At 48.7% G+C, this 25,265-nt stretch carries 26 protein-coding genes; 12 read left to right on the forward strand and 14 right to left on the reverse strand.

The features are described from left to right. Positions 1-57: 57 nt before the first annotated feature. The 6 genes from BLR73_RS11805 to BLR73_RS11830 all read right to left on the reverse strand — a co-directional run bounded on the left by BLR73_RS11805 (position 58) and on the right by BLR73_RS11830 (position 5,306). The gene (locus tag BLR73_RS11805; protein WP_176763685.1) at positions 58-2,454 is read right to left on the reverse strand and encodes a BT4734/BF3469 family protein; all 2,397 of its coding nucleotides are present in this window, start codon (positions 2,452-2,454) and stop codon (positions 58-60) included. A 44-nt stretch (positions 2,455-2,498) separates the two neighbouring features. Continuing rightward, on the reverse strand, positions 2,499-2,843 hold the full coding sequence (locus tag BLR73_RS11810) for a hypothetical protein (RefSeq protein WP_091862236.1): 345 nt from the start codon (positions 2,841-2,843) through the stop codon (positions 2,499-2,501). A 7-nt stretch (positions 2,844-2,850) separates the two neighbouring features. Further along, positions 2,851-3,186, reverse strand: coding sequence for a hypothetical protein (locus BLR73_RS11815; RefSeq protein WP_143010949.1), 336 nt, complete (start codon positions 3,184-3,186; stop codon positions 2,851-2,853). After that, positions 3,128-3,454, reverse strand: coding sequence for a hypothetical protein (locus BLR73_RS11820; RefSeq protein ID WP_013064224.1), 327 nt, complete (start codon positions 3,452-3,454; stop codon positions 3,128-3,130). Before BLR73_RS11820 ends, BLR73_RS11815 begins: the two co-directional genes overlap by 59 nt. Positions 3,455-3,576: 122 nt before the next feature. After that, entirely contained in the window at positions 3,577-4,224 is a 648-nt protein-coding gene (locus BLR73_RS11825; RefSeq protein WP_091862242.1) for a hypothetical protein, read from the reverse strand. A gap of 191 nt (positions 4,225-4,415) precedes the next feature. Further along, positions 4,416-5,306, reverse strand: coding sequence for a hypothetical protein (locus BLR73_RS11830; protein ID WP_091862244.1), 891 nt, complete (start codon positions 5,304-5,306; stop codon positions 4,416-4,418). A 452-nt stretch (positions 5,307-5,758) separates the two neighbouring features. Here BLR73_RS11830 and BLR73_RS11835 point away from each other — a divergent pair, with 452 nt between their 5' ends. From BLR73_RS11835 to BLR73_RS11855, 6 genes are all read left to right on the forward strand, one after another. Then, positions 5,759-6,310, forward strand: coding sequence for an HU family DNA-binding protein (locus tag BLR73_RS11835; RefSeq protein WP_013063062.1), 552 nt, complete (start codon positions 5,759-5,761; stop codon positions 6,308-6,310). 69 nt (positions 6,311-6,379) lie between these two features. Beyond that, a complete protein-coding gene (locus BLR73_RS14400; RefSeq protein WP_013064575.1) occupies positions 6,380-6,481 on the forward strand; it encodes a smalltalk protein in 102 nt (33 codons plus the stop codon). Between the two features lie 122 nt (positions 6,482-6,603). After that, positions 6,604-6,897, forward strand: a complete 294-nt coding sequence (locus BLR73_RS11840; protein WP_091862247.1) for a nucleotidyltransferase family protein — start codon at positions 6,604-6,606, stop codon at positions 6,895-6,897. Continuing rightward, complete coding sequence (locus BLR73_RS11845; RefSeq protein WP_091862250.1) at positions 6,890-7,258, forward strand: HepT-like ribonuclease domain-containing protein; 369 nt, start codon at positions 6,890-6,892, stop codon at positions 7,256-7,258. Before BLR73_RS11840 ends, BLR73_RS11845 begins: the two co-directional genes overlap by 8 nt. 164 nt (positions 7,259-7,422) lie before the next feature. Then, the gene (locus BLR73_RS11850) at positions 7,423-7,797 is read left to right on the forward strand and encodes an A1S_2505 family phage non-structural protein (protein WP_091862253.1); all 375 of its coding nucleotides are present in this window, start codon (positions 7,423-7,425) and stop codon (positions 7,795-7,797) included. A gap of 71 nt (positions 7,798-7,868) precedes the next feature. Then, complete coding sequence (locus tag BLR73_RS11855; protein WP_091862256.1) at positions 7,869-8,348, forward strand: C-GCAxxG-C-C family protein; 480 nt, start codon at positions 7,869-7,871, stop codon at positions 8,346-8,348. On the opposite strand, the gene mutY is transcribed toward BLR73_RS11855, so the two are convergent. Genes mutY through BLR73_RS11875 form a run of 4 tightly spaced genes read right to left on the reverse strand, consistent with a single transcriptional unit; the run spans position 8,320 to position 13,091 of the window. Beyond that, entirely contained in the window at positions 8,320-9,342 is a 1,023-nt protein-coding gene (gene mutY / locus BLR73_RS11860) for an A/G-specific adenine glycosylase (protein WP_091862259.1), read from the reverse strand. The two genes, BLR73_RS11855 and mutY, sit on opposite strands and share 29 nt — an antisense overlap. Further along, positions 9,343-10,572: a phosphoserine phosphatase SerB gene (gene serB / locus BLR73_RS11865; protein WP_033149564.1), complete on the reverse strand. Its 1,230-nt coding sequence runs from the start codon at positions 10,570-10,572 to the stop codon at positions 9,343-9,345. Positions 10,573-10,629: 57 nt separating this feature from the next. Beyond that, positions 10,630-11,859 (reverse strand): D-alanyl-D-alanine carboxypeptidase/D-alanyl-D-alanine endopeptidase, encoded by a 1,230-nt coding sequence (gene dacB / locus BLR73_RS11870; protein WP_091862262.1) that lies wholly within the window; start codon positions 11,857-11,859, stop codon positions 10,630-10,632. 17 nt (positions 11,860-11,876) lie between these two features. Further along, complete coding sequence (locus tag BLR73_RS11875; protein WP_091862265.1) at positions 11,877-13,091, reverse strand: carboxypeptidase-like regulatory domain-containing protein; 1,215 nt, start codon at positions 13,089-13,091, stop codon at positions 11,877-11,879. A 121-nt stretch (positions 13,092-13,212) separates the two neighbouring features. On the opposite strand from BLR73_RS11875, the gene nadB reads away from it, so the two are divergent. From nadB to cls, 3 genes are read left to right on the forward strand one after another with little or no spacing between them, the layout of a single operon-like run. Then, positions 13,213-14,799, forward strand: coding sequence for an L-aspartate oxidase (gene nadB / locus BLR73_RS11880; protein WP_013063265.1), 1,587 nt, complete (start codon positions 13,213-13,215; stop codon positions 14,797-14,799). A gap of 1 nt (position 14,800) precedes the next feature. After that, positions 14,801-16,732 (forward strand): DNA primase, encoded by a 1,932-nt coding sequence (gene dnaG / locus BLR73_RS11885; RefSeq protein ID WP_091862267.1) that lies wholly within the window; start codon positions 14,801-14,803, stop codon positions 16,730-16,732. Next, positions 16,729-18,147 carry a cardiolipin synthase gene (gene cls, locus BLR73_RS11890; RefSeq protein ID WP_073047130.1) on the forward strand — a complete coding sequence of 473 codons (1,419 nt, stop codon included), beginning with the start codon at positions 16,729-16,731 and terminating at the stop codon, positions 18,145-18,147. The genes dnaG and cls overlap by 4 nt, the downstream gene beginning before the upstream one ends. Here the strand turns inward: cls and BLR73_RS11895 are convergent. Both BLR73_RS11895 and BLR73_RS11900 read right to left on the reverse strand, forming a co-directional pair. Beyond that, positions 18,119-18,670, reverse strand: coding sequence for an RsmD family RNA methyltransferase (locus BLR73_RS11895; protein WP_013065358.1), 552 nt, complete (start codon positions 18,668-18,670; stop codon positions 18,119-18,121). The genes cls and BLR73_RS11895 overlap by 29 nt on opposite strands. Further along, positions 18,667-19,467 carry a DUF3822 family protein gene (locus tag BLR73_RS11900; RefSeq protein ID WP_013064599.1) on the reverse strand — a complete coding sequence of 267 codons (801 nt, stop codon included), beginning with the start codon at positions 19,465-19,467 and terminating at the stop codon, positions 18,667-18,669. Before BLR73_RS11900 ends, BLR73_RS11895 begins: the two co-directional genes overlap by 4 nt. Positions 19,468-19,639: 172 nt before the next feature. Here BLR73_RS11900 and BLR73_RS11905 point away from each other — a divergent pair, with 172 nt between their 5' ends. After that, positions 19,640-21,064: an ATP-dependent DNA helicase gene (locus BLR73_RS11905; protein WP_091862270.1), complete on the forward strand. Its 1,425-nt coding sequence runs from the start codon at positions 19,640-19,642 to the stop codon at positions 21,062-21,064. Here the strand turns inward: BLR73_RS11905 and BLR73_RS11910 are convergent. Then, positions 21,034-21,912, reverse strand: a complete 879-nt coding sequence (locus tag BLR73_RS11910) for a sensor histidine kinase (RefSeq protein ID WP_091862273.1) — start codon at positions 21,910-21,912, stop codon at positions 21,034-21,036. The genes BLR73_RS11905 and BLR73_RS11910 overlap by 31 nt on opposite strands. Before the next feature lie 41 nt (positions 21,913-21,953). Continuing rightward, positions 21,954-22,478 carry a response regulator transcription factor gene (locus BLR73_RS11915; protein WP_028906997.1) on the reverse strand — a complete coding sequence of 175 codons (525 nt, stop codon included), beginning with the start codon at positions 22,476-22,478 and terminating at the stop codon, positions 21,954-21,956. Between the two features lie 171 nt (positions 22,479-22,649). On the opposite strand from BLR73_RS11915, the gene BLR73_RS11920 reads away from it, so the two are divergent. Further along, entirely contained in the window at positions 22,650-24,020 is a 1,371-nt protein-coding gene (locus BLR73_RS11920; RefSeq protein WP_091862276.1) for a TolC family protein, read from the forward strand. Then, the gene (locus BLR73_RS11925; protein ID WP_033149573.1) at positions 24,008-25,261 is read left to right on the forward strand and encodes an efflux RND transporter periplasmic adaptor subunit; all 1,254 of its coding nucleotides are present in this window, start codon (positions 24,008-24,010) and stop codon (positions 25,259-25,261) included. Before BLR73_RS11920 ends, BLR73_RS11925 begins: the two co-directional genes overlap by 13 nt. The last annotated feature ends 4 nt before the right edge of the window (positions 25,262-25,265 follow it).

Consider the following 25,265-nt stretch of genomic DNA (forward strand, 5'->3'; position numbering starts at 1 on the left):
TTAATGTTTAATGTTTAATGTTCAATGTTTAATGTAAATGTTACTGTGATACTGCGATTAACACATGGCACCAACCTTTCTGTAGATGGCTTTGGTGGTGCCGTTGTCGACAAACTCGTCTGTCTTCTCAATCAGATGGTCTTTCATCAGTCTGCTGATCTTTACACGTGCCACCGTGGGGTTCGAGATGGCAAAGCAAGTCATCACGTCGTCAACCGCAAACTCCTCGGGTAATCGGTTAAACCCATCGTACGTTTTCTGTCTTCGGTGAGTGGTAGTTAAAACATCGCGTTGCTGGTCGTCGAAGTATTTCTCAGCCATAGCCAGAAAGAAGTGGCGCTGACAGGCGTACTGTATGTTGACGATTAGCTCAGCCAACTTCCAATCCACCTCGTCGGTCTCAAACTCTCCGCAGTAGTAGGCACCATCCTGATGCATCTGTTCCCAATGGCGCATCACAATAAACGGGGCGGCAAAGTTTAGTCCGTGGTAGGCACAACGCTTCAGCAGCATCTCTTCGGCTTTCGAGTTGTTCTCCTTGGCATCGGCCATGCGACGTGCCGTCCAGTCGTACAGCTCATCCACAATCTTCTCTACACTCAGCACACCCTTCATACGGTCCAACTTCTCACCCCATTCCTTTAGTCGATGGTCGCTCTCACGGTCAACCACGCTTTCGCGGGTCATCATCTCAAAGTTAGTGGGAGGCAAGGGGATACAGGTTAATCGTGTGGCCAATCCCGATCCAAAGTTGCGTTCGTTTATTTTTGCCTTCAGGGCCAGTGGCGTGCCGGTATATATAAAGTTCCAGGTTACGCAGAAGTTCTCAATCACCGAGTCCATGTTCGAATAAGCCTGACCGTCCTCCTCGTTGTGGAAAGCTTTCAACTCCAGCGATTGCTTGTCAATCCAACTACCACCTTTCTGAATCGAGAGGGTATTGTCCAGCTCAGTATCAAAAGTGAGCATGTGCAACTGCATGGGCTCGCCATCCACCTCTTCAACCGCATTCACCATGTCCTGAATAAACTGGGCATTACTGGTGCGGGCAGGATGCACACGTACCACCACTTTGGGTTTCTTCGGTTTCTCCTTGTTGGCACCCTTGATTTTCATCTGTTCGCGATAAGCGTTGATGGCATCCTTACCTATACGGTCGGCGGCGATAATCGGAGCTATCAGCAGTTTGTACAACCGGGTAGCAAAACTCTTTCCGCTGGCAGGATCACCAATCACCATCACCTCGCAGTTCAGGCGTCGCAATTCTTCTGGTCGATGATAAAAGCTGTATCGGCATCGCGTCATCAACGTCATCATAAATCCACCACTCACAAACAAGGCCGAAGCATACTGGTTGCGTTTAAGTCCTTTGCACACATCGCGTAGTATCGGAAAGTCGTCAAATAATTTCTCTATCTGCTCTCCCCAATCCCACAGCCATTGGTCGATATCGTGTTCTGATTGTTCAGACGGATTCTTATTCCCCTCCAGTACACTCCGCATGGCTTTTGAAAGACCTTTTGGCGTTTCCTTGCAGGCACTCTCCACAATGCTGCGAACCTCCTCTTCGCTCAGTCCCAGGCGTGGCATAATCTCCATCAGCAACTGTCGGTTGTTGTCGCAAATGGCCCTCAAACTCACCGCCAACTGGTACAGTTTTACATTCCTTTCGCCCTCCTGTGGCACCCCTCCATTCTGCCGCCACCACTCATCAATAATCTCCGAGTACGCAACCCCCTTGAATTGTTTTTGGCACGAATTACACGAATTATCACGAATTTTATTTTCTTCGCGTAAATTCGCGTAATTCGTGCCTAATTCATCCTCTCTCGTAGCCTGGCTATGACCGTCTCGATATAGAGCAGTATATCGCTCAGCAAATTCCTTGTTCTCATACGTAAAAAGTTCTTTGTTTAAATACAAAATATCCGATTCCTTACAGATGAAGCTCATACGACTGGCATCCTTGCAACTCTCATCAACCTCCACCCCAAGCACCTTGGCCATGGCATGTTGGTTGTCGATGAGGTTGCCTACTGCCACATCAGCTTTAAACACAACTTTCAGCCCTTTTCCGCTAGGCGTTATATACACCAAAAGTATTCTCCCAGCCGCGTCTTTATTTATAAAGCCGTGTTCATCCGTGCCTAATCCCCATTGGTCAAATACCTCACGAGGTTTTTCGACATGGTCGATATCCATCACCACTAAGCCCGTTAGTTGGGTAGCCGCCTGTTTGCGCCAGGCACCCGTTTTGCCCGCTTTCGATGTGGTCTCGTCGAACGTAGCCTGGAAGATAAACGCAGGCAGTTTTCGCTTCAACGCAGCATCACCAGTTTCACGATACTTATCAATGTTCTCGTTCCATTTTTCTGCCCTGACGAGGGCCCAGAACTGGGCCTCGTCAACCGGCAACGTAGGATTACTAAAGTTCTTCTGATAACAAAATCCCATAATTAATTTTCAATGTTCAATGTTCAATGGTCAATGGTCAATGTCTAGCAAAACTCTTTCAGCTCCATGTCAATCAGCGCATCGTTGGCCTGGGCTACATGGTCGTTAAAGATGGCTATGGTTTGCGCTGTTCCCAACACCTGTGGCACACTCAGTCGTAGAATGTTGTTGCGAATACTCTGTTTAAGTGCTCCCCATGGCAGTTTCTTAATCAGTTTGGGTTTGGTTCGTTGGTAGTAGCCGGGTTGATACTTGGCCAGGTTGTAAGGCTTGAACGTCAGATGGTGTGTGTGCTTGTCGATAAACATAACGCCCTCAATGGTAAGGCCTCTCGATGCACGGTTCATAACTACGGTGATGTCCTGAATGTTGATAAGTTTCTTTTTCATAAGTTAGTTAAAAATCGATGTTATAAGTTTTATGTTCTTTTAAATAGTTATTTTGCATCTCTTCGATCGGGGTGGGGGTGATGTTGTAACCTTGGGCTATCCACCTTTGCTCGTCCTGTGCTATCTCCATGGCATAGCGCAGATAGGGCTTGGTGTGGATGTCGCCATATGGTGTACCGGCATTCCTTAGGGCTTGGGTCATGCGCCATTTGTTGCAGTAACCTTTCTCGTTGTTTCTGAACAGGGTACAGATGCGGTTGCCCTCACCATCGTACATCTTCCACTTACATGAGATACAGCCCTTCTTGACCGTTATTCCCCTTTTGTTCTTCTTTGCTTTCATGCAGCGCGTTCTTTAAATTAAACACTTGTGATTTCAGTTCGTTTACCTCTTTCTGTAGCTTGCGCTCCAGACTTCCATCGCCCATAGCCTTCAGTATCGCATCGCGTCCATACTTGGTGGTCGGACTCTTTCGTCCCAATCCCACGTGAATGCAAACACCCTTTACCAGATCTAACGTGTTAAAGTATAAATACTCCTTCTCGTTTACTGTCAACGCATAGCCGTTGGGCTTGGTTGTAACCGTGATTTTTTCTTCAATTTTTCTCATACTTGTTTGCTTTAATTTCTTTTTGACGATGCAAAGATATGATGAAATAAATAGGTGGTGGGGCTGATGCGTCAGTGCGTCAGAATCGCGTCGTTATTTGCGTCGATGGGCGATAAACAGCGTCAGTTATGCGTCAGAATCTGTTGCATCAGTATATTCCAATAGGTATCACAAAGCTCGCTCCATGGGTTCTCTTCCATGTCGTAGTAAGCTTCCAGTCGGTCTTTGTAGGTCACACATCTACCAAAGTTGCTCAGTGTTCGTGCGCCTATCTGCAGTTCCTTGGGCCACCAGTCGCGGGTAAGGTTCATCATCAGTCGTGTAAATCGGGTTTTGCTTATTCGTCCATTCAGCCTGTCCTTGATTACCAGGTAGATACCCGCCCAATCGGTTTTCGAGCAGAATAGGTTGCGGTGATTGGTTAGCAGTAGCTTCAGACTGTTGGTTACTACCAGTTCCCGACCTTCCTGGTTCATGGCTTTGTATAGCTTTCTTGCCACATCGGCGTGATGGGTTTGGTTGCAGGTAGTGGCCTGTCCCATCTCCTTGGCTATGGGGATAGGTACCACGTGGTAATAATCACGTATCTCGTTTACCTTATATATATAGTTGCGGATACCATGGTTAAGGCCATGCGCCATCAACGAAAATAGATAAGGCTTAGCCGATTCGTAACATCCTGCTGTTTTAGCCATGCTAATCAGCAGGTCTTCGGGGATAGTAGCCCCGTCGTGCCAAATGTACTGCACTTCATTGTTGTTCTGCTTCATTGTTGTTAAAGTTTAAGAAACAGAATGGGCCCATGCCTGTCTCAGGTTTTTAATTATTGTTGTGCTCAGCGGCCGCAAAAATATAGCATCCGGCTGATATGCGCAAATAAAAAAACTGATTATTTCGGCCGAGTGCCGATTTGACCAGAATAGTTGTGATAAGTTCAGAAAAGTTAAGCGTTTTGGAGTATTTAGATGGCTGACTCCTTTATTTGTTTGAATCTGATGTAGGCGTTTTTGTAGAGTTCGTATTTCTTGTATCCGTTATAATTCGGGTTGGTATAAGTGCTATACTGCTCTTTTGATACCAGATGGCCACAGTTAAACACCGTTATAAAATCGTTGTAGCTTGGTCTTATAATCACCCCTGCATCCATAGCCGCTCGTAGTCCGCACATCAGCGCTTTCCTGTCTTTCCTGCCTTTGGTAAGTTCGTAGAGCAACGATATCACCATGCTGGCTTTACGTTGGTCGGTTAAGGCGCTGGTAAACAGTTGTGCTGCTAATAGGGCATTCTCGTCATACTCATGTTTCATCGCGTCGCATGTACCAAACTGAAGGTTGAGTGAGTCTTCAAGTTGCTGGTTGATAATAGCACAAGCCGACATCAGGGCAAAGTTATCGGTTTGCTTGATGAAGTTGTAATCAGAACCTATAAATAATTGATGACTCGACAGACTATGGTTAAGCCCTCTGCACAGTATCTTCACCACGTCTTCAACCCTATCAAATGCACGCTCGTTATCCTCAACATAGAAACAAGTACCATCCTTTCTACTGACTATGACGATAACTGTAAAGAACCGGTCTTCCCAAGGTCGCTTTCTCCAGAATTCTTCATCATCACTATCTACGTACCTATTTGCTAGTTTAAGTACGGCTATGCCATCCTTGGGTTGGTATATGTATTTGTGCGAATAGATGTGGTTGCCGCTTTTGTCAGTGAATAGTAATTTTTTGTTTTGTCGTAGGAAGTCATCTCGCGTCACTGTCGCCAGGACTTCCTGTGGTTGAAACCCATCGGGCTGGGCGTACCATTTCTCGCTGCTTGCTATCCTGAATGGGCATATGTAATATTCCATATTGCAAAGGTATTGCAAAATTCTTAGATATACAAGATTTATGCGCAATTTTTGTTCTGATGTATCTGTTTCCACGCAGTATCACAGTAACATTACGATACTGCGAGTAGGTTAGGCGGCGATAGGTAGTAATATATATAATTATAGTATTATAAATATTATATATATTTAATATATATAATATTCAATATAGCCAGTTTTTCTACAGAATAGGCAAAATCGGTTATGTTACTGTGATACTGCGTGCCTGGAACGAGGTGGCACTTATCTCATCGATATCCGTTAGATCGTAAATCACGAAGTTACGGATTGTGAACGATGAAGTGGTAGCTGATTTTTGTTAACACTGTTTAACTAAGTGGAGGCCTAAAAAGTTTGTAGATTACATTCTATAGTAGTACCTTTGCATCGTCAAACTTAATAATTAACCCATTTAAAACCTTTTACACATTATGGCAAAGATCTTTTATCTGTTGAAGCAAAACAACATCAAGAATTCGAAGATTTTCGGTAAGTGGTTTGCCCACAGCAAGACCGTCGAGACGCTGAACACTCGTAAGATGGCCAACCACATCGCCGAGCACGGCAGTATCTACACTCCCGACGTGGTGTTCGGAGTGCTGGAGAAGTTCCGTAGTTGTCTGTTGGAGATGCTCCTGAACTCCAAGCGCGTCAAGATCGACGGTCTGGGCATCTTCTTTACCACCTTGGAGAACGAGAAGGGTGGTGCTCTGAAGAAGGAGGACTTCTCACCTCAGAAGAACCTGAAGGCCCTCCACATCCGATTCCTGCCCGATCAGGAGGCCGAGACCAACATCTCAAGCCGTGAGTTCATCAAGAAGGCCGAGTTTGTAAATGCCGAGGCGTTTGCTGGCCAGCTTATCGAGGATGATAAGCCAGGTAATACCGGTGGCGGCACTCAGGGTGGCAATACCGGCGGCGGTGGAAACACTGGCGGTGGCGGCAATACCGGCGGCGGTGGCCACGAGCCCATTGGCGACTAATGGTTGGGGCACAAGCCCCACCATTTTTACCATGAAACACAAAGTATTAACCATATAACCTAAACCATTATGACAAAGAAAGAAACACTGAAGTTCATCGTCCAGATGATTGCATCCATCGCTACAGCCATCGTAACCGCCCTCGGCGCCACCAGCTGTGTAGGTTCGTAGAGAATCTAACCCCAACGTAACGAATCGCAATAGGCCAAAAACCTGTTGCGATTTTTTTTTGTCTTTTTTGTTTATATTCCAGAAAAAGTTGTATCTTTGCAGACGAATAAAGTTGTATTAAGATGTTGGAACTTCAAGACTGCATTAACAAGTTAGCTGGTTTCAAGAGTGCATTCGCACAGAAATTTGGCATAACAAAACTCGGTATTTTTGGTTCTGTAGCCAGAAAAGAGAATACCGAGGATAGTGACATTGACATTGTGGTCGAAGTTCAGAAGCCCTCTTTGCAGTTAATGTATGAGCTCAAAGAAGCCCTGAAGCAACTATTTAATTGCGAGGTTGATCTTGTAAGATTCCGCGATTCACTACGTCCCCTATTCAAGTCCAACATCCAAAAAGATGTAATTTATGTCTGATAATCTCTTAACGATACACGATAGACTCGAAGACATCTTGGACTCCATCAATCTTATCCAAGAATGGAGCAATGGTCGTACAAATGTAAATGACTTCATGGAGTCATCAACGGGAGTTATGGCATTCAATGCATGCGTAATGAGATTCCAGGTTATTGGCGAACATGTGGGTAAACTCCTAAAAAGCGAAGATAAACCACTGGATTCTTTCCCTTCTATCCCATGGAACGCCATTTATGGCCTGCGTAATATAATATCTCACGAATATGCTAACATCGACGAAGAGATAATCGTATCCGTAATTAATGATGACTTGCAACCATTAAAGGAAGCTATAGAAGATTTACTGAAGAAATATTAATCGAATTTCATTATTCTACAATACACGCCATTACTCCCTGCTGAGTGGAGTGATGGCGTTTTTCTTTTCCACAAGCCTTGTGGAATGCACTTTTTTTACAAAAAAAATATTCTATTTCAGAAAAAGTTGTATCTTTGCAGCGATGACTTTCTAAATACAAGTATATGGAACAGAAAAGAGTGACGCCGGAGCGGATAACGGAGCTTGGTGAGAACGAGGTGTTTGTGTTTGGTAGTAACCTGGCTGGGGCGCATGGTGGCGGGGCCGCCTTGTTGGCTTATCGTAAGTTTGGTGCCATCTGGGGCCAGGGCGTAGGTCTACAAGGACAGAGCTATGGCATCCCCACCATGCATGGCGGTGTAGATGCCATCAAACCCTATGTGGATGAGTTCATAGAGTTTGCTAAAACGCGACCTGACCTTACGTTCCTGGTAACTCGTGTGGGGTGCGGTATCGCAGGTTTTACCAACGAGGATATATCGCCCCTGTTTGCTAAGGCTCACGAAGTGGAGAACATCGTGCTGCCATCAGGGTGGTAAAACTTTTAATACATCAAGATGACCGACAAGCACCTGATGGATACAAAGAATTTTAAAGCAATATATTAATGATGACAGATAAAGAATTAGACGAGAGAGTAAATCGTGCAGTAGATAATTTTATGCAGGGGTATGGCTGTTGCCAAAGTGTGGTGGCGGCATTTGCCGACCTGTATGGGCTTGACGATACCCTGGCTAAGAAGATAGCCGCAGGATTTGGCGGTGGCGTGGGACGCCTGCGTATGATGTGCGGTGCCGTATCGGGGATTGTGATGCTGGTAGGTCTGGACTGTGGACAGACTGAAGGTAGCGACCGCGAGGGCAAGAGCGCCTGCTACAAGGTGGTGCAGGATTTGCTGGACAAATCGAAGGAGGAGAATGGCAGTATCATCTGTGCGGAGATTCTCGGACTGAAAGGCTACGAGAAAGCACACAACAATTATGTGGCTTCGGAGCGTACTGCGGAATATTACAAGTCGCGTCCTTGTGCTGCGAAGGTGGAGAGTGCAGCAAGGATATTTGCTAATTATCTGAAGGCAAAAGGCTGCTGAGCAGTTTCTCAATAAGTCGGGGCTTGGCGTAATCGTCGAGCTCCGATTCTTTTATCCATATATAATCAGCTGGTAGCTTCGGGCGCTCATCTACTTCTAAAAGATAGAAGTCGGCATAGAGCACCCGATGGGTCAGCACGTGCTTCACATTCTTACGCAGTATCACAGTATCATGAGGGATTTGGGTTGGTGATTCTACCAGCCAGGGTTCCCACAACCCTTGCCAGATGTCGCCGGGACCACGGCGATGGATGGCGGTTTGACCATTGCAACTGATATAGACATAGGCCAGATGACGCTCGGTAACTTTGAGCGTTTTGAGTTTTACAGGGAGTTCGGCAACCGTACCTGAACGGAAGGCAACACACGACTCTACGAGCGGACAAAACATGCAGTTGGGCGATGCGGGGGTACACTGGATGGCACCGAAGTCCATGATGGCCTGATTATATTCAGAATTGACAGTTGATAATTGACAATTGACAGTTGGGAGTAGCTCCTGGGCCAGCGCTGCAAACACCTTTTTGCCTTCGGTGGTGTTGATGGGAGTGTCGATGCCGAAGTGGCGGGCGAGCACACGATAAACGTTGCCATCTACCACTGCTGCAGGGATGCCGAAGGCAAAGCTGGCAATGGCCGCGGCAGTGTAATCGCCAACGCCTTTCAGCTTCTTGATATCCTCTAACGTATCAGGGAAATGCCCCATGGCCACAATCTGCTTAGCGGCAAAGTGCAGGTTGCGGGCACGACTGTAGTAGCCCAGACCCTGCCACTCGCGTAGCACCTCATCCTCGGTAGCCGACGCCAGCGCCTCTACGGTGGGCCAGCGATGCATAAAGCGGGTCCAGTAATCCCAGCCCTGCTTTACCTGCGTTTGCTGTAGGATGATTTCGGAGAGCCAGATGGCGTATGGATCGTGAGTTTGCCGCCAGGGCAAATCACGACCGTATTCCTTGTACCAATTAAGTAGTGTAGTAGAAAAATCCGCGTTCATTTACATCACACCTTGGTCGCCAAGATACGAATCCTTGAATCCTAAGAAATAGAGTACGCCATCAAGACCGATGGTGTTAATGCTCTGTTCGGCATTGGCCACCACACGGGGCTTGGCGTGGAAAGCGATACCCAGACCGGCCTCTGAGATCATAGGCAGGTCGTTGGCACCATCGCCCACGGCAATGGTCTGTGCCAGGTTCACCTTCTCAACCTGGGCAATCAACTTCAGCAGTTCGGCCTTGCGATGGCCATCTACTATCTCGCCCACATAACGACCTGTGAGCTTGCCATCGGGGCCAATCTCCAGTTCGTTAGCATATACATAATCAATACCATAACGGCGCTGCAGGTATTCGCCAAAGTAAGTGAATCCTCCTGAGAGAATGGCAATTTTATATCCATAGCGTTTCAGGGTAGTCATCAAACGATCTACACCCTCGGTGATAGGTAGTTTCTCGGCTATCTCCTGCATCACGCTCACGTCGAGACCCTTGAGCAGACTGACACGACGGGTGAAACTCTCCTTAAAGTCGATCTCGCCACGCATGGCACTCTCGGTGATGGCGCGTACCTGTGCACCAACGCCATTGCGCTCGGCCAGCTCGTCGATACACTCGGTCTGAATCAGTGTAGAGTCCATATCGAAACAAATCAGACGGCGCATGCGACGGAACATGTCATCGAGCTGGAACGAGAAGTCGATCTCCATCTCGCTCGACAGCTTCATCAGTTTCGACTGCATTTCCTGACGGTCCTTGGGCTCGCCACGCAGCGAGAACTCGATGCAGGCACGGGTGTGCTTGGCGGGGTTCTTGATGCTCTTACGACCGGTAAGACGGATGATAGAGTCGATATTTAACCCCTGCTCGGCAATCACCGAGGTTGCGGCCTCAATCTGGCGTGCCTCTAACTGGCGACCCATCACGGTGAGAATGTAACGGTTCTTACCCTGATGACCTACCCAGTCCTCATACTCATTGTCGCTAATAGGCGAGAAACCTATCTGCACACCCAGCTCGGTGGCCTTGAAAAGCAACTCCTTCATTACCTGACCTGAGTTGGTCTCGTCCATACGGATGAGGATACCCAGCGACAGGGTAGAGTGGATATCGGCCTGGCCGATGTCGAGAATCTGTGCATCGTATTTTGCGAGGATGCCCATTACTGAGGCGGTAAGGCCTGGGCGATCCTGACCTGTAATTCTAACTAGTATCTGTTCTTTCTTCATGATAATCGTTAATCTTTTAATGTTTAATCTTTAATTTTTAATGTTTCATGTTTAATGTCATTTGCACATCGCTGTGCATACTTTATCCTGAAAGTTACGTCCTTGATCGTTCTTCATAACGCCTTGATTGATGATGGCAAATGCCAACACATGGTTGTTGGTGGCTACAGCATAGCCTGCCAACGATGATATACCAGTGAGGGTACCCGTTTTGGCACGCACGCTGATTTGTGCAGGGGTATCCTTCATGCGTTTCTTCAGAGTGCCATCCTCGCCTGCTACGGGTAGCGATACGTACAGGTAGCGATAGATGCTGGGGTGGCGATAGGCATAAACCAGCAGTTTGGTGAGCAACTCGGGGGTTACATAGTTGTAAAGCGAGAGTCCGCTACCATCGGCTATCTTATAATGCGAACCTGTGATGCCGGCCTTATGCAGGGTGCGCTTGATGGCGTTGCGGGCATGCGACGACTTGGCTGGGCGTGCACCTGTAGCGGCACCAAGCTGATAGAATACCGACTCGGCATAGAGGTTGTTGCTGTCCTTCATCATCGGTACCAGCACATCCTCTAACGAGTGGCTACGCTGGCATAGCAGAACGGCATCCTTTGGCAGGGCTGCATTTTCGGCAGGGCCATCGGGGAAGATGCTGTCCTTATCGAGCTGTTGTGCGAACTGACTGATGAAATCGTCCTTGTCATTGATGAGCAGTGAGCTGAGCGATGGGTTATCATCATCCCAACACCAGCCTTCGCCAAGCAGGTCCTGATCCTTAAAGGTATTTACATCTACCAGTTTGCCTTTCAGCGTATGGATGCCTAATGCCTTGACACTGGCCGAGAAAGCCTGCATATCGGTAGTGTCGAACAAGGGATCCATACCGCCCACACAATACAGATCGCCTACCAGCACGCTATCCACTACCTCGCCAGTGTAATACAGTGAGGTGCGGAACTTGTGCTTAATGCCTAACTGATCGAGTGCGGTGATGGCTGTGAGCAGCTTCATGGTTGAGGCTGGGCGCAGTATCTGTTTGGCACCATAAGTGTAAAGGGTTGAGTCGGCAGTGATATCGTAAACCATCAGGCCCAGTTGGGTATAGTCGAACATCTTATCGCTGGTAAGCGTGTCTAACCGGGCCTGCAGGTTCTGTGGCCAGGGCAGTTCAACGATGGTATCTGTGGCGCAGGTATCTACTACGAGTGTATCGACCGTTTGCGCCTGCAAACTGCCTACCGTACCTGCCAATAAGAGTGAAAAAATCCAATTCCTTATATTCTGCTTCATTTTAAATTACTACCTAATCAATTGCGCTGGTAAGTTGATACCAGTTTGCGTATCGCTTTATCCAGCGATTCTGAGGGTTCTATAATGTTGTAGTTGTTCCAGTATTCTGGATCCATAAAATATTCTACCTTGTCGTAATAGGCATCGTGCGAGTCGAACGAGTTGCGACTGACGATGGGCTGTACACCTTCCGACTGACTATCGGTGACAGCCATCTCGCAGGTGGCGGTAAACGATGTGCTGAACAGACGTTTCTTCCAGTCGCAGTTGAACTTAAAGGTGTTACGCAGATAGCTGATGCGTGTAATACCGTCGGTATAGCGATAATCGACTACACACGACAGCTCGCGTGGCTTGAACTTCACACCGAACGGCTTGCGTACCAGCATGGTACGGGTGGCTTTCTCCTTATCGCTCATGTCGAGACTGAGTTCGATGCGGGTAAATGCCAGGCGCTCGTTGTCGATATACAGTTTGCCATGATACAGCGCATACTCCTTGCTGAAGAGAGGCTCTATCAGAACCACCATCTGCAGGCGGTCGTTGATCATCTCTGGTGTGCCCCAGCTGTAGCTGTAGGCATCCATGTCCTCCTGGTTGAGCAGTAACTCGGTGTTCTTTACCACATCGAGCTGTACAGGCAGTACCGGACCGCCCATGACCTTTAAGCCCAGGGTGTCGCCCTGTTTCTGACTGAGCAGTCGGCGACCTTTGATGATAGCCACTCTGTCGCGACCTACACCGCGTGTGTAGCTGGTTTTGTACATGTCCTCCACGCCCTCGGCCACATAGATGAAGTGCTTGCGCTTCATGGCTGTTTCGCGATAGAACGCCTTGAGCAACTCGGGCTGGCGACTGTAGTTCTCGGGAATCTTCTTGATGGCGATCTCTACAATGTCGCGTGGATTACCAGTACGTATCACCACCTCGCGCAGTTGTATGGTGGTGGGTTGAAGTTTTATCTTCAGGTTCTCGGTCTCGCCTGCGCGTAATGCCACCTTCTTGGTTTTGTAACCTAAGTGCGATACCGTGATGTTTGCGGGCTTATCGCCCAGTTTTAGAAGGAAGGCACCATCCTCGTTTGTGACCACAGAGATGCGGCCAGCAGCAACACTCACCTGGGGCAATGGGCGCCCCGATTTCTCGTCGATAATGGTTCCACCTACGGTAGTCTGTTGTGCCAGTGCCACCATCGGAACCATCAGCATGAATATAAGCGCTAGTTGTTTCATTGTTGTAATGAGTTTGGTGTCTATTTGCTGCAAAGTTACAAAAAAATTGATAAGATGCAAAGAATATTGGAAATTTTAAGTAATTTTGCAGCAGATTTGTGACAAAATATAACATCAGCACATGGTATACAAATATGATTTCCTGGTGATAGGAGCTGGCGTGGCCGGTATGAGCTACGCACTGAAGGTGGCTCGCGCCAACAAGGGTAGGGTGTGTATGATATGCAAGACCTCGCTGGATGAGGCCAACACATCGTTTGCTCAGGGTGGCGTGGCATCGGTTACCAATCTCGAACTGGATAACTTCGAGAAACACATAGAAGACACGATGATTGCGGGCGACTACATCAGCGACCCCAAAGCCGTAGAACAAGTAGTAAGAATGGCGCCCGAACAGATTAAAGAACTGGTAAACTGGGGCGTGAACTTTGATAAGAACCACGATGGCAAATTTGATTTGCATCGCGAGGGCGGACACTCTGAGTTCCGTATTCTGCACCACAAGGATGATACGGGTGCCGAGATACAGCGCGGACTGATGGAGGCTGTGCGCAACAATCCCAATATCGACATTAAGGAGAACCACTTTGCGGTGGAGATTATCACCCAGCACCACTTAGGTGCCAGAATTACACGTCGTTCGCCATACATTAACTGCTATGGTGCCTACGTGCTGAATCCTGATACCCAGAAGGTGGATACCTATCTGGCTAAGATGACCGTGATGTGTACCGGTGGTTGCGGTGCTGTGTATCTGACCACATCGAACCCCGTGATTGCTACAGGCGATGGTATTGCTATGGTGTATCGTGCCAAGGGTACGGTGGCCGATATGGAGTTTGTACAGTTCCACCCCACCGTGCTGCATAACCCTAACGAAACGCACCCCGCCTTCCTGATTACCGAGGCTATGCGTGGTTATGGTGGCATACTGAAGTTGCCTAATGGCGAGACGTTTATGGAGAAGTACGACGAGCGTCTGTCGCTGGCACCACGTGATATCGTGGCGCGTGCCATCGATAAGGAGATGAAGATTCACGGCTTGGATCACGTATGTCTGGATGTGACCCATAAGGATCCCGCCGAGACACGCAAGCACTTCCCCAATATCTACCAGAAGTGCCTGTCGATGGGTATCGATATCACTACCGATTATATCCCCGTTCGTCCTGCCGCCCACTATATGTGCGGTGGTATCAAGGTGGACCTGAACGGACAAACCAGCATAGAACAGCTGTATGCCCTTGGTGAGTGCTCGTGCACTGGTTTGCACGGTGGTAACCGCTTGGCCAGCAACTCGCTGATTGAGGCAGTGGTTTATGCCGAGACGGCCGCAAAGCACTCGCTGGAGCATGTGGATTTCTACGACTTCAACGAGAAGGTGCCTGAGTGGAACGACGAGGGTACACTGACCAACGAGGAGAAGGTGCTGATTACCCAGAGCGTGAAGGAGGTAAACCTGATTATGTCGAACTACGTAGGTATTGTGCGTAGCGACCTGCGTTTGCATCGTGCCTGGGACCGTCTGGATATGCTTTACGAGGAGACCGAGCGCCTGTTTAAGCGTGTAAAGGCCTCGAAGGATATCTGCGAATTGCGTAACATGATTAACGTGGGCTATCTGATTACACGTTGGGCTTTGGAGCGCAAGGAGTGTCGCGGTTTGCACTATACTACTGATTATCCTGTACACGCTTACGATAAGTAGGATGATTGACAGACAAACGATAGACAAGATACTTGATGCCACGAACATCGTTGACGTGGTGGGCGAGTTTGTAACGCTGCGAAAATCGGGCGTTAACTATAAAGGCTTGTGCCCGTTCCACGACGATAAAACGCCATCGTTCATGGTGTCGCCAACCAAGCAGATATGCAAGTGCTTCTCGTGTGGTGAGGGCGGAACGGCCATTAACTTCCTGATGAAGCACGAGCAGATTACCTATCCCGAGGCTCTGCGCTGGCTGGCCAAGAAATACAATATCGAGATACAGGAAAAGGAACTGACCGAGGAGGAGAAACGTGAGCAGAGCGACCGCGAGTCGATGTTCATTGTTAACGAGTGGGCCATGAACTACTTTAAGGATGTGCTGAACAACGATCCCGACGGTGTGGCCATCGGTCGCCAGTACTTCCGTAGTCGTGGTATCCGCGATGATATTGTGGAGAAGTTCAACCTGGGTTTCTCGCTTTCAAAGCGCGATGCGCTTGATATTGCCGCTAAGAAAGCGGGCTATCAGGAGGAGTTCCTGATTAAGACGGGCTTGTGTATCAAAGGCGAGAAGGGTGTGTACGATCGCTATGCGGGTCGTGTTATCTTCCCCTGGTTCAACGTAAGTGGAAAGGTGGTGGCCTTTGGTGGACGACTGCTGGATGCGCGTACCAAGGGTGTGCAACAGAAATACGTGAACTCGCCCGACTCGGAAATCTACCACAAGGAGCGCGAGCTGTATGGTTTGTACCAAGGTAAGAAAGCCATTGCCAAGGAAGACTGTGTGTATATGGTTGAGGGCTATACCGATGTGATTGCCATGCACCAGTGCGGACTGGAGAATGTGGTAGCCAACAGTGGTACGGCTCTCTCGAAATATCAGATAAAACTTCTGCGACGATTTACGCCTAACATCATCCTGCTGTATGATGGCGACGAGGCCGGTATCCATGCCGCCATGCGAGGAACAGATATGCTGTTGGCCGAAGGCTTGAAGGTAAAAGTGCTGTTACTGCCCGATGGCGACGACCCGGATTCGTTCTCACGTAAGCATACCGCCCAGGAGTTTAAGGCGTATATCGAAGAGCATGCCGAGGACTTTATCTCGTTCAAAACCAAACTGACGGTTGAGAACGTGAGCGACCCCGTGAAGCGTTCGGAGGCTATCGGTGGTATCGTGAAGAGTATCTCGGTGGTAGATGATAACCTGTTGCGCGATGAGTATCTGACCCAGTTGTCGCGTCGATTGGGCATCAAGGAGGAAACCCTGCTCCAATCGATGAACGGCATGATTAGTCGCGACCGCGAGGAGAAGGAAAAGGAATACAATCGCGAGCAGGCACAGAACGCCATCCAACAGGAGCGCGAGGCGCAGGGCAAGCCCATGGCTATCGGTCTGCATACCATCAGCGACCAGATTCAGCAGGTAGAGGACCTGTTGATAAAAACCATTGTTCGCGATGGCGAGAAGATTATCTACGAAAACCTTCAGACCGAAGACGGGCAAACCATCAACCTCTCGGTAGCACAGTTTATCAGCTACGATATGGGCGAGGACGGACTGAGTTTCAGTAAGCCTGTATATAACAAGATTCTGCAAGAGGTGGTGGCTCATTGCGGCGAAGAAGGTTTTAAGGCCGAGGAATACCTGACGCGCCATACCGATTACGAAATCAGTTCGATAGCGGCCAGCATGGCTGTGGATTCATATCAGCTGGGTAAGGGATTCCAACTGAAAGAACGTGAGGGCGGTTTGCGGTCGCATGTGGAGCATATTGTGCTCGACTTCCGTTATTACTGCCTGGGTGCCAAGGTGAAGGAACTGTTGGCCTCTATCAAGAAAGGCGAGGGCGATGTGATGGCAACGCTGGCCGAGTATCAACATGTTGACTTGATATATAAGGAAGTAGCAAAGAAATTAGGACGATGAGTTGGCTGAATATCATATTCATAGTGTACCAGATCATTGCTATCATGGCGGTGGTACACGTGATTATGGACAACCGTCAACCTGCAAAGACGATGGCTTGGGCGCTGGTGATTTATTTTGTGCCAGTGGTGGGCATCGTCTTTTATTTGTTTTTTGGCATTAACCATCGCAAGGAGCGCTATGTGAGCGAACGTTCGATGAACCAGCTTACCAAGCGTTCGATGCTGGAGTTTGCTGAGCAACAGAACCTGCGACTGCCCGAGCGCCACAAACCATTGATCGACTTGTTTATTAACCAGAACCTGTCGCTGCCTTTTAAGGATAACCTGGTGGATATCTGTACCGATGGCTATCAGTTTATAGCCGAGCTGATGGAGGATATCGGCAAGGCCAAGGACCACATACATTTGGATATGTATATCTTTGCCGACGATGCCTTGGGCATGTTGGTGGCTGATGCCTTGATTGACAAGGCCCGTGAGGGTGTTGAGGTAAAGGTGATTTACGATGATGTGGGTTGTTGGAATGTGCACCATCGCTTTTTTGAACGGATGCGCGAGGCGGGTATCGAGGTGCGCTCGTTTATGCCTGTGCGATTCCCGTCGTTTACCAGTAAGGTGAACTATCGTAACCACCGCAAGATTATTGTGATTGATGGTCTGGTGGGCTATATCGGTGGTATGAATATTGCCCAGCGCTACGTAAAAGGTACTGGCGATATGCCTTGGCGCGACACCATGCTGAGGGTTAGCGGAGGTGGTGTGCATGCCTTACAGCGTGCGTTCCTGGTTGACTGGTATTTTGTGGATCGTACCTTGTTGTCGGATAAAAAGTACTATCCACGATGCGAGGATATCAACAACAACTGTCTGGCACAGGTGGTTACCAGCGGTCCTACCACGCCTTACCCTGAGATTATGCAGGGTTATGTGCGCATTATCTTAGGTGCCAAGCGTTATCTGTATCTCGAAACGCCTTATTTCCTGCCAAACGATTCGGTGCTGTTTGCTCTGAAAACAGCCGCTTTGGGTGGTGTGGATGTGCGAGTGATTTGTCCGCGTCGCAGCGATGCCAAGTTTGTGGAGTGGGCCAGCAGGAGCTATCTGCGCGAGGTACTTGAGGCAGGTGTACAGGTTAGCTTGTACGAGGCAGGTTTCCTGCACTCAAAAATGCTGGTGTGCGATGATGCGATCACCACCTGTGGATCAACCAATCTCGATTTCCGTAGTTTCGAGAATAACTTCGAAGCCAACATCTTCTTCTTCGACGAAGGTGTGGCTATGCGAATGAAAACCATTTTCTTACGCGACCTTGAGCAGAGTGTACTGCTGAAGGACCTGAAGAAACGCATGCGTAACAATTTCCTGGTACGCCTGTGGGAGAGTGTTACAAGGATGCTGTCGCCTCTTTTCTGAAAATCGAAAAGTTTACGCTACCATAGCTGCGATGCTCTACAAAGTGTGGGGCGTTAGAAAAATCGTGCTCCTTACCATGCTCGAACACCAGGATACCGCCATCCTTCAGCAGGTTCTTCTCGAAAATCAGTCCAGGGATGGTGGGCAGTTCCTTGAGTGCGTAAGGGGGATCGGCAAAAATAAAGTCGAACTGCTGTTTGCACGATTTGATATAGCGGAACACATCGCCGCGCAAGGGCAGGCAAACGTCGGTATCAAGCTTTTTCAGACATTCGGTAATAAACTTGTGATGGTCGCGGTCCATCTCAACGCTTACCACATGTTCGCAACCACGCGATACCAGCTCGAGCGAGATACTACCAGTACCCGAAAACAGGTCGAGGGCGTTGATACCTTCGAAATCGATATAGCTGTTCAGTACATTAAAAATGTTCTCCTTGGCAAAATCGGTGGTAGGGCGTGCCTTGAACGAGCGGGGGATATCAAAATGTCGCCCCTTATAGATACCTGTAATAATTCTCATCGTCCGCGTGATATAAAGGTTATTAAATCGTAGGGCATACCCTTGATGCCGGTAGCGGGCGAATCGGGGAATTCGGCCGTAGCATTAATCAGGTAGGCGTTGTGCAGGAATCGCTTTAACTCCTGCAGCAACCACTCTTCTTCGGGTATGTTGCCTAGGATATGCAGTTCGTCGTGCTCAGGTTCCAGTCGCAGTTGCTTCCACACGTACATCAGATAGTAAAGAGCATCGTGTGCATGGGCAGCATCAAACGTGTTGCAGAACTTAAAGCGGTTCTGCTGGAAACTGAAGATATGAAGCTTCTTGCTGTTGAAGTAGCCATACAACTTGTTGCGATGACCAGTAAAGCTACGCTGATGCAGTTGGCGCCAAACAGGTGTAAGGGCATGCACAAAGTTGTAGCCACTCTCAAAACGGTCCTTGATAACCGTATCCAGATTCTTGTTGATGGCGAAGACGCAAACGGCCTTCAGGTCGGGCAATACGTTGTACAGTATTACACGCTTTTCCTGACCAGGAGGGTACGAATACGAAAAGAGCGCCTCCATATCGTTCTCGTCGAACTGCTCGATGGGTACCAGCAACGAAGGGGTATCTACCATGATAAAAACCTTGGCAGTATCCTCGTCTACATAGTCGCCTGTCTTGAATGCCTCGCGCAGATTGGCCGACATCGAGATACCGCCACGAACCACGTACGGACGATAGTCGATGGGGTGCACGGTGTTGGCAACATCGAGTGCGGTGAATGAGAGCGTGTTGCGCCCTATGCGTATGATTGTTGTCTTCGCGTCCATCTACTTCACGTTCATCACACTGGCCACGCACAGCGCAAGCAAGCACGCAGCTATCACAGCCAGCACAATATTCACTAATTTGTTGTTGATATGCATATCTGGGTGCAAAATTAATAAAAATTCGTGTAATTCGTGTAATTCGTGCCTAAAAAAGTGTAACTTTGTGGCCGAAATGATTAGCGACGAGTTTAAATTCCGCATTCGGGAGGCTATGGGCATGGTGCCTACGGCCGAACAAGAGCACGCCATCGACGTGTTCTCGCTTTTTATGACCGACCGCGACGACCACGTGGTGATGATTCTGCGTGGTTCGGCAGGTACGGGTAAAACCACCTTGGCGGGTGCCATCGTAAGGGCGATGAATGTGTTGAAACAGAAGATGATTCTGTTGGCCCCAACAGGCCGTGCAGCAAAGGTGTTTGCACTCAACGCTGGTCATCCGGCTTACACCATCCATCGTCGTATCTATCGTCAGAAATCGGCTGGCGATATCTCGGCCTTTAATCTGAACTTCAACAATAACCGCGATACCTTGTTTATGATAGATGAGGCATCGATGATTGCCAACCAAGGCTATGGCGAGAGCGCGTTTGGTAGCGGATGCCTGTTGGACGACCTGATGCAGTTTGTGTATAGTGGACAGAACTGTCGTATGGTGCTGGTAGGTGATAAGGCCCAGTTGCCACCTGTGGGCGAGGATGAGAGTCCGGCGCTGATGAGCGATGTGCTACGTGCCTACGGTATGAAAGTGTACGAGTGCGACCTGAACCAGGTGCTGAGACAATCAGAGGATTCGGGTATTCTTTGGAATGCTACCCGTATCAGAACGCTGATTGACGATTGGATTCTGCCCAAAATCCGATTCCAGGGTTTTGCTGATATTGTGCGTGTGCCAGGCGATGAGCTGATAGAATCGTTGGCCACCAGCTATAGTCGAGTGGGGATGGACGAGACGATGGTGATTACCCGTAGTAACAAACGCGCTAACATCTACAATCAGGGTATCCGCAATACGGTGTTGGATCGCGAAGACGAACTGTGTCGTGGCGACCAACTGATGATTGTGAAGAACAACTATTACTGGACTGAACAATCCAAGGAGATATCGTTCCTGGCCAACGGCGACATCGCTGTGGTGCAGCGTGTACGCAATGTACAAGAACTGTTCGGGTTCCGCTTTGCTGATGTGACGATGACGCTACCCGATTACGATAGCTACGAACTCACTGCTACCGTGATTCTTGATTCGCTGACTACCGAATCGCCTGCTCTCTCTCGTGAACAACAGGAACAACTGTATAATGCGGTAATGGAAGATTATGCCGATATTCCCCTGAAGGCCGACCGCATTAAGCAACTGAAGAAAGATAAATACTTTAATGCCCTGCAGATAAAGTTTGCCTATGCCGTTACCTGTCATAAGGCGCAGGGCGGACAATGGGCGCATGTGTATATCGACCAAGGTTATATGACGGACGATATGTTGACGCCCGACTATATCCACTGGCTTTACACCGCTTTTACACGTGCTACCGAAAAACTGTTTTTGGTAAACTGGCCTACCACTCAGATAGAGGAGAGTACAAACGTAACATGACAACCTGGTAGATTCTTTTCTGCCAGATCCAGCATGCCACCTTGTTGTATCATCATTCGTCGGCTTAACGACAAGCCGATACCGCTACCTGTGCGCTTGGTGGTAAAGAATGGCACAAACAGCGACTGGCGGTTTTCGGCAGGGATAGGACTGCCATCGTTGCCGATAAGTAGGGTGATAGGTGATGGGTGTTGGGTGTTAGGTGAAGGCTGGTTGGTGAGTTCAATGATAATCTTGGTGGCTTCGGCCTCGATGGCGTTCTTGATGAGGTTCATCAATATCTGTCGCAGCATGCCCTTATCGGCTTTTAAGATAGTATCGGCAGGCACATCGATGGTCCAAGCCAACTGCTGATAGGTTTTGCAAAGCTCGTCCAGCATAGGGCGCAAGGGCACTTCGGAAAGGACAGGCTTTTCGAGCTCCGACATCTTACGATAATTGGTTACGAAATCGCTCAGATGGCGCGAGGTGTCGTAGATGGCTTTGATACCATCTTCGAGGAGTGTGCCCTTTACGTCGGGACGGCTCAGTAACGACTGACTGATGCTGGTGATAGGTGCAGTGGCGTTCATCATCTCGTGGGTAAGCACACGGGTTAATCGCTCCCACGATTCTACCTCGTTCTTGTTCATCTGTTGACGGATATTCTCGCCTAGCTCGTTGAGCGCCTCCTGCATGGCACGCTCGCCAGGTAACAGATTGTTGGTGGGCAGGCGAAACGAGAAGTCCTGATTGCGTATGGCCTCTTTCATCAGGTGGGCACGCAATCGCAACTTATGCTGGTGGTGCACAATGGCTATCACCAACACTACCAGTACCACACCTATAATAATACACAAGGTAACCATAACTGTCAATTATCAATTGTCAATTATCAATTGTCAATTATCTAAAGTCGCTTCATCTTGTTGTAAAGAGTCTGACGGGTGATGCCCAATAACTGGGCGGCTTGAGTGAGATTACCATGACAGTGGTCGATGGTGCGACGGATATGCTCCTGTTCTACCTCGTCGAGACTGACGATTTCGTTCTGCATGTCCAGCACATCCTTCAGTTTGCGTAGCAGTTCGTCGTTGTCCCAAGGCTTGGTGATAAAGTCGGCGGCGCCGTTCTTCAATCCCTTTACCGCCAGGTTAATGTCGGCATAGGCTGTGAGCAGTACCACAGGTGTCTCTGGGTGTTGTTTGCGGATGGTGCGAAGCCAGAAAAGGCCCTCGTTACCATTGTTTACACCAAGGGTAAAGTTCATGTCGAGTACTACGATGTCGATGGTTTGCTGGGCCATCAGTTTCAGAATGTCATCGGGGTTGGTCGAGGTCAGCACCTGTTCGAAAGTGCCGTCAAGCAGATAACGCATAGCGGTAAGGATGGCCGCGTTATCATCAACGATTAATATGGTTCCGTACTTGTTCATAATGTAATTTTTGTGTGCAAAGATACGAAGAATTGTATAAAAGTCATACAAAAGGGTGTATAAATTTTAGACAATCAGCCTTTGGAGCCCTATTTTTGCTTGGCAGGTAATATTTATTACCCTATCTTTGCAATAAAAATTGCGAGAACCAAAATTTAAAAATAACGCGATATGAAAAAGTCGATCATCCTCTGTATCTCTGTATCTCTGTGTTTGAATTCGGTTCAGGCGCAACAGATGACCATGCAGCAATGCATGCAGTATGCGGTGCAGCATAATCACGAGGTGAAACAGGCCGAGTTGGAACTCGACAACTATAAGGCATCGAAGACCGGTGCTATCGGTAATTTCCTGCCTTCTGTGGATGGATACATCGGTGCCCAGTATAACTTTGGACGTGCCATCGACCCAGAGACCAACGGCTATACCGATGTGAGTACCTTTTATAATGGCTATCAACTCTCGGCATCGTTGCCAGTATTCGACGGATTCAGTCGTCTGCATGCCCTCAAGGCCGCTAAGGCCAGCGAGTTGATGGGACGCGCCAGTCTGCGCCAGCGTCAGGATCAGAAGGCACTCGATGTACTGCAGGCCTATACCAGCGTGGCTTATTACGATGGATTAGTAAAAATGGCCGCGGAGAAAGTTGAAGAGACGTTGTTGTTGCTCAAGCAGGTAAAAGTGCTTGAAGAGGTGGGGCGAAAGAGTGCTGCTGATGTGGCTCAGGTGGAATCGCAACAGGCTGAGGCCGATTACGAACTGACACGCCAGCAGAACCTTTATGCCTCGGCTATATTGGAACTGAAAAAGGCCATGAACTATCCCTTGGGTGATAGTCTGAGCCTGGAATATATTCCCAACGTGGGAATGTTTGATTCCCAGTGTGGGAACAATTCATTCCCAACGTGGGAAATCGGCTCGCCGCTTGCTACCAACGGGACGCAAGAAAAAAATCTGGATAACGAGCGCCATCCAGAACTTCAGGTGGCCCGTTATCGCATGCAGGCATCGAAACATGAGTGGCATCAGGCTCGCGCTTCTCTTTATCCATCACTCTCTCTCAGTGCGGGTCTGAGCACCACTTATTACAAAACGCTACATAACGATGCTGCGGAGACATTCCGCAACCAGATGAAGAATAATATGGGTGAATACTTTGGCGTATCAGTCAACATCCCCCTGTTCAACCGTTTGCAAACCCTTACCAGCATCCGCAAGGCCAAGAATAACTACAAGATTGCCCAGGAGGCTTACGACCAGAAACAACTGGAATTGGCCAAACTGAGTAGCGAGGCTTGGCAGGACTGGCAGGGCTATCAGAAGCAGACCATACAGATGGAGAAGAAGGTTGAGGCCGATAGCATCGCCTATCAGCTTACCCGTCGACAGTTCGAAGAGGGACTTGCAACAGCCATCGATCTGCACACTACATCGGCACAGCTACTCAACTCAAAAGCCACTCTGCTGCAATGTCAGCTCATGGCTATGGTAAAGGAACAATTAGTAAGATATTATAAAGGAGAAACAATATGGACAGAGTAATCGAAAAAACTAAGAGTCAGCAACTGAAGAAGTATTGGCCATACGCAGCAGGCGGTAGCTTGTTGTTAGTTATGTTAGCTTGGCTGATTTTTGGCAACCATGCCTCGACGCTCAAGGTGAGCAAGGACGAGATGACCATCAGCGAAGCACAGCGTGCTGAGTTTAAGGACTATGTACGTACCAACGGACAGGTGCTGCCCATCCAGATAGTACAGATTTCGCCCGAAGAAGGTGGTATCGTGATGGAGAAGGTGGTTGAGGAAGGTACGATGGTGCACAAGGGCGATGTGATTGTTCGATTGAGCAACTCGAACCTCGACCTGCAGATTCTGAATGCCGAGGCCGAACTGGCCGAGAAGCAGAACCTGCTGCGTAACACCCAGGTGGCTATGCAACAGGACCGTCTGAACAACCAGACCGAACAGGCTCAGTTGGATATGGACACCCATCGCAAACAGCGTACCTACGATCAGAACAAGCGCCTGTATGCCGAGAAACTGATTAGCAAGGAGGATTACATCAAGTCGCAGGAGGATTACCAGCTCTCTGCCAAGAAGCGCTCGCTCATTACCAAGCGCCTGAAGCAGGACTCTATCTATCGCACTGTTCAGATGGACCAGATGGAGGACAACCTGCAGAACATGCGTAAGAACGTGGTGCTGGTGCGCCAGCGTAAGGATAAGCTCGAGATACGTTCGGCTATCGATGGCGAACTGGGATTGCTGGATGTGGAGTTAGGACAGAGCATTCAGCCTGGACAGAAGATTGGTCAGTTGAACGACCTCTCTGACTACAAGGTGCAGGCCAGCATCGACGAGCATTATATCGACCGCGTTCGTCCAGGTCTTTCGGCTACCTTTACCCGTGGCGACAAGCAGTACCAGTTGCAGGTGCGCAAGGTGTATCCCGAGGTGCGCGATGGTAAGTTCCGTTGTGATTTCGTATTCAAAGGCGAGCGTCCTGAGAACATCCGTTCTGGTCAGACCTATTATATCGACCTTGAACTGGGTCAGCCCGAGCAGGCCATCATCATTCCTCGTGGTACCTTCTTCCAGACCACAGGTGGACAGTGGATATTTGTACTCGACAAGAGTGGCTCTAAGGCTTATCGTCGTAACATCCGTGTAGGTCGCCAGAACCCTCAGTACTACGAGATTCTCGAAGGTTTGGAGCCAGGCGAGCGCGTGGTTACCAGTGGTTACGAAGCATTTAAGGATAACGAAGTGTTAGTGATTAAGTAAAGCG

It is taken from the genome of Prevotella sp. khp1, assembly GCF_900102205.1.
GTDB lineage: Bacteria > Bacteroidota > Bacteroidia > Bacteroidales > Bacteroidaceae > Prevotella > Prevotella ruminicola.